A 10,107-nucleotide genomic window follows, 5' to 3' on the forward strand; every position below is an offset into this window, starting at 1 on the left:
CACCGGGCGGCTTCTTCACGGGAGGAGCTTCACTCCCCCACGGGGATTATTACTCCCACTCAATGGTTCCCGGGGGCTTGGAGGTAACATCCAGCACCACTCGGTTAACGTCCTTGACCTCGTTCGTAATACGGTTCGAGATCTTAGCCAGCAGGTCGTACGGCAGGCGCGACCAGTCAGCGGTCATTGCGTCTTCCGAAGAGACCGGGCGCAGAACAATCGGGTGGCCGTAAGTACGGCCGTCACCCTGAACACCCACGGAACGAACGCCAGCCAGCAGAACCACGGGGCACTGCCAGATGTGCTCGTCCTGACCTGCTGCGGTCAGCTCTTCACGCACGATAGCGTCAGCGGCACGCAGGGTCTCCAGGTTCTCGCGGGTAACCTCGCCGACAATGCGGATGCCCAGGCCGGGGCCGGGGAACGGCTGACGTGCCACGATTTTCTCGGGAACGCCGAGCTCACGACCGATAGCGCGAACCTCGTCCTTGAACAGGGTGCGCAGCGGCTCCACCAGTTCGAAGGTCAGGTCGTCGGGGAGGCCGCCCACGTTGTGGTGGCTCTTAATGTTTGCGGTGCCGTCGCCGCCGCCGGACTCGACAACGTCCGGGTACAGGGTGCCCTGGACCAGGAACTTGATGTCTGCGCCCTCTTCGCCTGCTTCGGCAATCAGCTTGCGCTGTGCCTCTTCGAAGGAGCGGATGAACTCGCGGCCGATAGCCTTACGCTTCGCCTCGGGCTCGGTGATACCCTCGAGTGCGGAGAGGAAACGCTCCGACTCGTCAATGGTGATGACCTTAATGCCCATGGATGCTGCGTAGTCCTGCTCAACCTGTTCACGCTCGCCTTCACGGAGCAGACCGTGGTCGATGAAGAAGCAGGTGAGCTGGTCGCCAACAGCCTTGTGCACAAGTGCTGCTGCCACGGATGAGTCAACGCCGCCGGAGAGCGCGCAGATAACGCGGTCGTTACCGACCTGCTCGCGGATCTTTGCGACCTGCTCTTCGATGATGTTGTTGGTAGACCAGGTAGGCTTCAGGCCTGCCACATTGTAGAGGAAGTTCTCCAGAGCGACCTGGCCATAGTCGGAGTGCTTCACCTCGGGGTGCCACTGCACGCCGCCGAGCTTGCGGGACTCGTCCACGAATGCTGCCACGGATGCGCCGGGGGTCTTTGCCAGCACCTCGAAGCCTTCGGGGGCTTCGGTCACGGAGTCGCCGTGAGACATCCACACGTTCTGGGTGGTGGGGGTGCCGGTGAGGAAGGAGGAGTTCTCAGCGCAGACCACAGCGTCGGTTGCGCCGTATTCGCGCAGACCGGTCTGGGCGACGGTGCCGCCGAGGGTCTGAGCCATCACCTGGAAGCCGTAGCAGATACCGAAGATCGGCACGCCAGCTTCGAACAGGGCTTTGTCGCCCTTGGGTGCGCCATCGGCGTAGACCGAGGAGGGGCCACCGGAGAGCACAATAGCTGCCGGGTTCTTGGCGAGCATCTTCTCGGTGCTCATGGAGTGGGGGACGATTTCGGAGTAGATGCCGGCTTCACGCACGCGACGAGCAATGAGCTGCGCGTACTGTGCACCGTAATCTACCACCAGGACGGGACGCTCTTCGAGCTGGTCCAGGTTCACAGAGTTGGTCACGAAAATTACCTCAACGTGTTGGTACTAATCCGCGCACTTGCGCGGGGATATATCTATTTTACGCTATCGCTGTACGCCGCCAACGGCGCGTAGCCACTCCCCCATTTTGGGGTGCCGCTACATGCCCTAACAGGGTAGAGCGCGCGTATAGAAAGCACCGCCCGGCGACCGGCAGGCTAAAACCTGCCAACCGCCAAGCGGTGATTCTTGAAGCTACATTAGCCGCGGTATGCGGGAACCACGGTCAGGTCCGCCTTCTGGAACTTCTTCAGATCCAGGTAACCGCAGTTAGCCATTGCGCGCTTGAGCGCACCGACAATGTTGCTGGTGCCGTCCACGTGGTGCGAAGGACCGTACAGGACCTCCTCCAAGGAGCCGACAACACCCAGCGGGGTGCGCACGCCGCGCGGGAAGTCCAGCGAGTGCGCCTCGTTGCCCCAGTACAGGCCCTGGCCCGGTGCCTCGGAGGCGCGAGCCAGCGGAGCACCCAGCATGACGGCGTCAGCACCGAGTGCGAGTGCCTTCACCATGTCGCCGGAGCGGCCCAGGGAACCGTCAGCGATCACGTGCACGTAGCGGCCGCCGGACTCGTCCAGGTAGTCCGAACGTGCAGCGGCAACGTCGGCGATAGCGGTTGCCATCGGTGCGGAGATGCCCAGGCCCTGGCGGGTGGTCTGCGCGGAGCCGCCACCGAAGCCCACCAGCACACCGGCGGCACCGGTACGCATCAGGTGCTTAGCCTGCGAGTAGCCAGCCACGCCACCGACGATGACGGGAACGTCCAGCTCGTAGATGAACTTCTTTAGGTTCAGCGGCTCGTGAGAGGTCGAAATATGCTCAGCAGAGACGGACGCGCCGCGGATAACGAACAGCTCAACGCCAGCCTTCACCACGGTCTCGTAGTGCTCCTGGGTGTTCTGCGGGCTCAGCGAGCCGGCAACAACCACGCCGGAGTCACGAATCTCTTCCAGACGTGCAGTAATCAGTTCCGGCTTAATCGGCTCGGAGTAAATCTGCTGCATGCGGGTGGTTGCGGAGGCGGGGTCCGCCTCGGGCAGCTCAACAATCTCGTCGAGCAGCGGCTGCGGGTCCTCGTAGCGGGTCCACAGGCCCTCGAGGTTCAGCACGCCCAGGCCACCCAGCTTACCCAGTGCAATGGCGGTTGCCGGGGACATGACCGAGTCCATGGGCGCACCAATGATGGGGGTGTCGAACTTGAAGGCGTCGATCTGCCAGGAGGTGTCAACGTCGCGGCGGTCGCGGGTACGGCGGGTGGGAACCAGCGCCACATCATCCAGGGAGTAGGTGGGGCGGGCGTTCTTAGAGAGGCCAATCTGAATTTCAGACATGGGGTGAATCCTTTCGAATTCGGTTTGAGGGGTGCCGCTGGGCGTTATTCGCGCCGATGCCCGCCCCGATACCCGAGCAGGTATGGGGCGGGCTCAACGGCGCATGGTGTGCACGCCATGCGGTGAATCATCGTTGGTGATGCGTTTTAGGCGCGGTAGTTCGGCGCCTCAACGGTCATCATGATGTCGTGCGGGTGCGATTCCTTCAGACCTGCGGGGGTGATGCGCACGAACTGACCCTTGTGCTTGAGTTCCTCGATGGTGCGGGAACCGACGTAGAACATGGTCTGGCGCAGGCCGCCTTCGAGCTGGTGAATCACTGCGGAGAGCGGGCCGCGGAAGGGAACCTGACCCTCAATACCCTCGGGAATCAGCTTCTCTTCGCTGGAGACGTCAGCCTGGAAGTAACGATCCTTGGAGAAGGACTTGTGGCGGCCGCGGGTCTGCATTGCGCCGAGCGAACCCATGCCGCGGTATGCCTTGTACTGCTTACCGTTCATGAAAATCAGCTCGCCGGGAGACTCGGTGGTACCGGCAAGCAGGGAGCCGAGCATCACGGAGTCAGCGCCAGCAACCAGTGCCTTGCCAATCTCGCCGGAGTGCTGCATACCGCCGTCAGCGATCAGCGGCACGCCTGCCGGGATTGCTGCCTTAGCGGACTCGTTGATAGCGGTCACCTGGGGAACGCCAACACCGGCGATGATGCGGGTGGTGCAGATGGAGCCGGGGCCAACGCCGACCTTCACGCCGTCAGCGCCGGCGTCGATGATTGCCTGTGCACCCAGGCGGGTTGCAGCCTGGCCACCGATGACGTCCACGTGTGCTGCGGCGGGGTCCTTCTTCAGGCGGGCAATCATGTCGAGCACGCCCTGAGAGTGGCCGTTTGCGGTATCCACGAACAGTGCGTCGACGCCAGCCTCGACCAGGGTCATTGCGCGCTCGTAGCCGTCACCGAAGAAGCCGATAGCGGCGCCGGCACGCAGGCGGCCGTCCTCGTCCTTGGTGGCCTTGGGGTACTGCTCGGTCTTGACGAAGTCCTTCAGGGTAATCAGACCGGCGAGCTTGCCTGCGTCGTCGACCAGGGGCAGACGCTCAATCTTGTTGTGGGACAGCAATGCGAACGCCTCGTCCTTGGTGACGCTGGGGTGAGCGGTGACCAGCGGCATGGGGGTCATGATGTCGCGAACGCGAATACCGTCGTAGTCGGAGCGGGAGATGTAGCGGATATCGCGGTTGGTGATAATACCTTCCAGCACGCCCTCTTCGCTGACGACGGGCAGACCGGAAACCTTGTAGTAGCCGCAGATCTCGTCGTACTCGGCGATGGTTGCGTCAGCACCGATGGTGACGGGGTTGATGATCATGCCGGACTCGGAGCGCTTCACGCGGTCAACGTGTGCAGCCTGGTCCTCGATGGAGAGGTTGCGGTGGATAACGCCCATACCGCCCAGACGTGCCATAGCGATTGCCATAGCGGAGTCGGTCACGGTGTCCATTGCTGCGGAGATGATGGGGGTGTTCAGGGTGATGCGCTTGGACAGGCGGGTGGAGGTGTCCGCATCGGAGGGGATGACGTCGGTGTTGCCGGGCAGCAGCAGCACGTCATCGTAGGTCAGGCCGGTGAAGCCGAAGGGATCCTCGGACAGAGCGGTGGGAATGGTCATTGTCTACCTTTCGGATGCTGGCTTCATCGGTGAGAAGCTCAGCCTATACGTTGCGTATGTCAAGATGCGGTACGACCCGTCTGCTCGCACCCCACAAGGTGGTTTGAGCGCAAACGGGAGCAGCTTACCTTCTATAGTAAACCGCTAAAGGTTTCTTTGCTGAGAAGCACTCATAGCAAGCGCCCCTCAGCGGGAGGCTGCCGGCAGGTTCCAGCGCACTCAGAGGCGAGCACACCCACGAACGCGAGCACACCTGCGCCTACCGACAGCGAGTGCCCGGTACCGCCTCCACGATGGAGGGGGCAGCACCGGGCACACACACTATTTAGTCTTCTTCAGTTTCTTCGGGCTTCTCAACCACCAGGGTCTCGGTGGTCAGCACCAGAGCCGCGATGGAGGAGGCGTTCTGCAGAGCCGAACGGGTCACCTTCACCGGGTCAATCACGCCGGCTTCGATGAGGTCCACGTACTCGCCGGTCTTGGCGTTGAAGCCGTGACCCACGGGCAGCTCGGAGACCTTGGAGACGATAACGTAGCCGTCCTCGCCAGCGTTCTCAGCGATCCAGCGCAACGGCTGAACCAGGGCACGACGAACAATCTGCACACCCACGTTGGCGTCGTGGTTGCCCAGGTCCATGCCGTCCAGTGCCTTCAGCGCGTGAACCAGTGCGGAACCGCCACCGGATACAATGCCTTCTTCCAGAGCTGCGCGGGTGGAGGACACAGCGTCCTCGATGCGGTGCTTGCGTTCCTTCGCCTCAACCTCGGTTGCGGCACCAACCTTGATAACGCCCACGCCGCCAGCAAGCTTAGCCAGGCGCTCCTTGAGCTTCTCGCGGTCCCATTCGGAATCCACGCGCTCAATTTCGCGGCGCAGCTGCTGCACGCGGTCCTCGATAGCCTCGGGGTCGCCGCCGCCGTCCACGATGGTGGTGTGGGACTTGGTCACGGTCACGCGGCGTGCCGAACCCAGGTGCTCCAGGGTGACCTGCGGCAGGTCAATGCCGAGCTCGCCGGTCACGACGGTACCACCGGTCAGGATTGCCAGGTCCTGCATGATGGCCTTGCGGCGGTCACCGAAACCGGGGGCCTTCAGGGCAACCACGTTGATGGTGCCGCGCAACTTGTTCACGACCAGGGCGGAGAGCGCCTCACCGTCAACGTCTTCAGCGATGATGGTCAGCGGCTTCTTCGCCTGAACGATCTTCTCGAGCACGGGCATGATCTCTGCGATGGTGGAAATCTTGCCCTGGTAGAGCAGCACCAGGGTGTTCTCCAGAACAGCCTCGCCGCGCTCGGCGTCGGTCACGAAGGAGGGCGAGAGGTAGCCCTTGTCGAACTGCATACCCTCGGTGATCTCCAGCTCAATCTCGGTGGAGGAACCGTCCTCGATGGTGATAACGCCGTCCTGGCCGACCTTCTCGAAGGCGCGAGCCAGCAGCTCACCAATCTGTTCGGACTGGGCGGAGATGGCGGCGACGTGTGCCACCTCGGGGCCCTGCACGGGGCGTGCGTTCTCGAGCAGGCGTGCGGAGACAGCCTCCACGGCCGCCTCGATGCCGCGCTTGACGTCGGCGGGGGCCGCACCGCTGGTGACGTTGCGCAGGCCCTCGTTCACCAGCGCCTGCGCGAGCACGGTTGCGGTGGTGGTACCGTCACCGGCAACGTCGTTGGTCTTGGTGGCGACTTCCTTCGCCAGCTGGGCGCCCAGGTTCTCGTACGGGTCGTCCAGTTCAATCTCGCGGGCAATGGACACGCCGTCGTTGGTGATGACGGGTGCACCCCACTGCTTGTCGAGCACAACATTGCGCCCGCGCGGGCCAAGGGTTACCTTGACCGCGTTTGCCAGCTTATCGACGCCGGCCTGCAGGGACTTGCGGGCTGCGTCGTTGAATTCAAGCTGCTTAGCCATGTGTTCGCTACTCCTAGTGCGTCACAGAAAGAAAATGAGGGGCAGATGATAGCTCATGCGCCGCACCGGGTGAACGGTACGGCGCATGAGTATTCGAAGCAATTAGTCGACGATTGCCAGAACGTCGCGTGCGGAGAGAATCAGGTACTCCTCGCCCTGGTACTTGACTTCGGTGCCACCGTAGCGGGAGAACACGACAACGTCGCCTTCCTTGATGTCTACGGGGATGCGGTTGCCCTTCTCATCCACGCGGCCCGGACCAACGGCGACAACGCGTGCTTCCTGCGGCTTTTCCTTCGCAGTTTCGGGGATGACCAGACCGGATGCGGTGGTCTGCTCAGCCTGTTCGATCTTGATAACGACGCGGTCTTCCAGCGGCTTGATGGCCATAATCGGTTCCTCCGGATTGTGGATTGACGTTTGATGCGAGACAGCGGCGCAGTGGCGCGCCTAATGTACTGTCTCGAGTGCTACCTCAACTCTAATTTCACCTGCGCTTTCGGTCAAGAAAAGCGGCGCTCTGCCGGGGTGTTTCACCGCAAGGCGAACGCTGAGCAAAAAGCTGGGCGGCACGGGCTGCGCTGTGGGGTTCCGGCAGGCATACTCGGGGACGCGCCCGTGGCATGCCACCCCGTAAAATGAGGAGCATGCCTACCTCCCCTTTTACTCCCGCCGCTGAGCTTCCGTTCAGCGCCGAAGCGCTCGCGGCAGCCGATGAGCTCTACCCGCTGGGCTCGGATATTCTCAGCGCCGTCACGTCTTTGCGTTCGCGCGGTTTCAGCCCCGAGGAGTCCGCGCAGATTATTTCGCTGGCGCAGGCTCGCACCCGTGCGCGCGCCAAGTTCGGCGAGCGCGCCCGCGTCCTCATGCTGACCCAGGAGGCGGCGGAGCAGGCGACCCGCCCGGTGATTGCGCATTATCGTGCTCAGCGTCTGCGTCCGGTTGCCGGTACGGTGGCTGATTTGGGATGCGGTATCGCCTCGGATTCTGCCGTGTATGCGGCGGACCGCGGCGCCGTGGTTGCGGTGGAGTTAGATCCGCTGACTGCTTCTTTTGCGGCGAAGAACCTTGAGTTTTGCCCGCAGGCGCGCGTGTATTCGGGGGATGTGACCGACTATGTGCACGGTGAACTGCTGGACGCCGCCGGTGAGCCGGTGGGCATTGTGTGGATGGACCCGGCACGCCGCGAGCTGCGCGGTGCCAAGAAGGCTCAGACGGAGCGTCTGTTTGATCCGGAGGCGTTCTCTCCCCCGTTCTCGTTCGTGCTAAATCTGGCGCGCACGGGTGTGCCGATGGGCGTGAAGCTGGGTCCCGGTTTTCCGCACGAGGGTATCCCCTCCCCCGAAGATATCGCTTCGGAGGCGAACCCCGCCCCGCGCGTTGAGGCGGAGTGGATTCAGTCGGAGGGTTCGCTCGCCGAGCTGGTGCTCTGGTTTAACGCGCTGGCGCAGGAGGGTGTGGCTCGCACCGCAACTTCGGTGCGTGAGCTGCCCGCTGAAGAAGCCGGCCCCAGCGATAGCCTCGGCGAAAGCTCTAACGAAGACTCCAACAAAACCAGCGCTCTACTACCGCCCTACGAGGCGGTCAGCTTCCGCAGCCCCCTCACAGCGGCAGAGGCGGAGCAGAGCGTGGAGGTTCCGGTGTCCCTGCCGCAGCCGGGCGAATACCTACTGGAGCCTGCCCCGGCGATTGTACGCTCGCACCTGGTCGCGGAGTTTGCGCAGAGTATTGGCGCGCATCTGCTGGATGAGCACCTGGCGTACCTGTGTTCTGTAGAGCCGGTGGAGCATCCACTGGTTGCCTGCTACGAGGTGCTCGAGGAAATTCCCCTGCAGGAGAAGCAGCTGAAGCGTTGGGTGCGTGAGCAGGGCTTTACGGCGCTGACGATTAAGAAGCGTGGCGTGGATATTGTTCCGGAGCAGTTGCGTGCGCGTCTGCTGGGTTCTGCAGGTTCTAAGACCTCTAAGAAAAAACAGAAAAAGAATGCTAATTCTTCTTCGGGTGCACAGGAGTCCGCCTACCGTCCGGCAACCCTGGTCTTCACCCGTATCGGTTCGGGTAGGGACTCGCGCCGTATTGGCTGGCACGTGCGCCCGCTCTAACTTTCCGACCCCCGCATCCGGCTACAAGCTCGGATTACCGTTCATGACGATTCGTTACGGTACCGTTCCGGATTCTGCACCCGACAGGGCGCTGGGCACCGCAAGACCGTACACTAGATACGGTGCTTTATAGAGGTACTCCCCGCAGAGTCAGCTCTCACCAGCTAACACCCTGCCGGGGTAGAGCCCACCGATAGCAAACTTCCGTAGTCGGCACTGTGCACGACACTATTTCCAGACGCAGGAAAGGCCATATGATCGACTTTGCTTCCTCCCCGCAGTCCACTCTCGGCGTGGAATGGGAGATTGCACTTATCGACCGTGAAAGCGGCGAACTGACCCAGCGCGCCGGCGAGGTGCTGTCCATCCTGCGCGAGCGCCGCCCCGAACTGCTGGAGCCCGCCTCCGACCGCGCGCATGTGACCGGCGAATTTCTGGAGAACACCATCGAAGTGGTGACCGGCATCTGCCACACCGTCGCTGAGGCGTGCCGCCAGCTACAGGAGCTGACCGACATCATCCGTGAAATCACCGATAACCTGGGCATTGAGTTCTACCCTGCCGGCACGCACCCTTTCTCCCACTGGGCCGACCAGCCGGTCGTGGCGAAGGAACGCTACCAGCGCGTGGTCGAGCGCGCCCAGTACTGGGGCCGCCACATGGTCATTTACGGTGTGCACGTGCACGTGGGCGTTGACTCCCGCGATAAGGTTCTGCCGCTCATTGACGCACTGACCAACTACGGCCCGCACCTGCTGGCGCTTTCGTGCTCCTCCCCCTACTGGGATGGAATCGACACCGGGTACGCTTCGCACCGCACCCAGCTTTATCAGCAGCTGCCCACGAACGGTCTGCCTTTCCACTTTGATACCTGGGAGCAATACAGCGAGTACCTGGACTCGCTCGTGGCGACCGATGTGATTAACGATCCGAGCGAGGACCGTTGGGATGTTCGCCCGGTTCCGCGTTACGGCACCATCGAGATGCGCTACTGTGACGGCCTCGCGTCCCTGCCGGATGTTGCCGCGATTGTGGCGTTCACACAGTGCCTGGTGGAGTACTTCTCCCGCCACATTGAGGCGGGTGAAAGCATTGAGGTGCTCGCCCCCTGGCACGCGCAGGAGAATAAGTGGCGCGTAGCCCGCTACGGCCTGGACGCTAAGATTGTGGTCTCCAATGAGCCGGTGCAGCGTACCCTGCGCGAAGACTTCGAACTGCTTCTGCCCAAGCTGGAGCCGGTGGCACGTGACCTTGACTGCGAGCTGGAGCTGGCGCAGGTGCGCCGCGTCCTCGCCGAGGGTACGGGTGCGGATCGTCAGCGTGCGGTCTTTGAGAAGACCGGCTCTCTGCGTGAGGTGGCGCTGGATGTTGCCGCGCAGTCTCGTGCGCGAGCGCTGCGTTAGAGCCGCTCCCCCAACTAAAGCTTGAATACAGAGCT

7 protein-coding genes are annotated in these 10,107 nt (G+C 62.6%); 2 read left to right on the top strand and 5 right to left on the bottom strand.

Annotation, left to right across the window (positions count from 1 at the left end; genetic code table 11):
- Positions 1-49 precede the first annotated feature (49 nt).
- The 5 genes from guaA to groES all read right to left on the bottom strand — a co-directional run bounded on the left by guaA (position 50) and on the right by groES (position 6,957).
- Positions 50-1,642 carry a glutamine-hydrolyzing GMP synthase gene (guaA, locus tag AB8E48_RS08710; RefSeq protein ID WP_070688570.1) on the bottom strand — a complete coding sequence of 531 codons (1,593 nt, stop codon included), beginning with the start codon at positions 1,640-1,642 and terminating at the stop codon, positions 50-52.
- A 218-nt stretch (positions 1,643-1,860) separates the two neighbouring features.
- Positions 1,861-2,991 (bottom strand): GuaB3 family IMP dehydrogenase-related protein, encoded by a 1,131-nt coding sequence (locus AB8E48_RS08715; RefSeq protein ID WP_070846829.1) that lies wholly within the window; start codon positions 2,989-2,991, stop codon positions 1,861-1,863.
- Between the two features lie 146 nt (positions 2,992-3,137).
- Entirely contained in the window at positions 3,138-4,655 is a 1,518-nt protein-coding gene (gene guaB, locus AB8E48_RS08720) for an IMP dehydrogenase (protein ID WP_368886451.1), read from the bottom strand.
- 325 nt (positions 4,656-4,980) lie between these two features.
- Positions 4,981-6,567 (bottom strand): chaperonin GroEL, encoded by a 1,587-nt coding sequence (gene groL, locus AB8E48_RS08725; RefSeq protein ID WP_368886452.1) that lies wholly within the window; start codon positions 6,565-6,567, stop codon positions 4,981-4,983.
- Between the two features lie 102 nt (positions 6,568-6,669).
- The gene (groES, locus tag AB8E48_RS08730) at positions 6,670-6,957 is read right to left on the bottom strand and encodes a co-chaperone GroES (protein WP_005505066.1); all 288 of its coding nucleotides are present in this window, start codon (positions 6,955-6,957) and stop codon (positions 6,670-6,672) included.
- A gap of 257 nt (positions 6,958-7,214) precedes the next feature.
- On the opposite strand from groES, the gene AB8E48_RS08735 reads away from it, so the two are divergent.
- Both AB8E48_RS08735 and AB8E48_RS08740 read left to right on the top strand, forming a co-directional pair.
- Complete coding sequence (locus tag AB8E48_RS08735; protein WP_439958505.1) at positions 7,215-8,669, top strand: THUMP-like domain-containing protein; 1,455 nt, start codon at positions 7,215-7,217, stop codon at positions 8,667-8,669.
- A gap of 254 nt (positions 8,670-8,923) precedes the next feature.
- Positions 8,924-10,072, top strand: coding sequence for a glutamate--cysteine ligase (locus AB8E48_RS08740; protein WP_368886454.1), 1,149 nt, complete (start codon positions 8,924-8,926; stop codon positions 10,070-10,072).
- The last annotated feature ends 35 nt before the right edge of the window (positions 10,073-10,107 follow it).

Source organism: Rothia mucilaginosa, assembly GCF_964211445.1.
Taxonomy (GTDB): Bacteria; Actinomycetota; Actinomycetes; order Actinomycetales; family Micrococcaceae; genus Rothia; species Rothia mucilaginosa_E.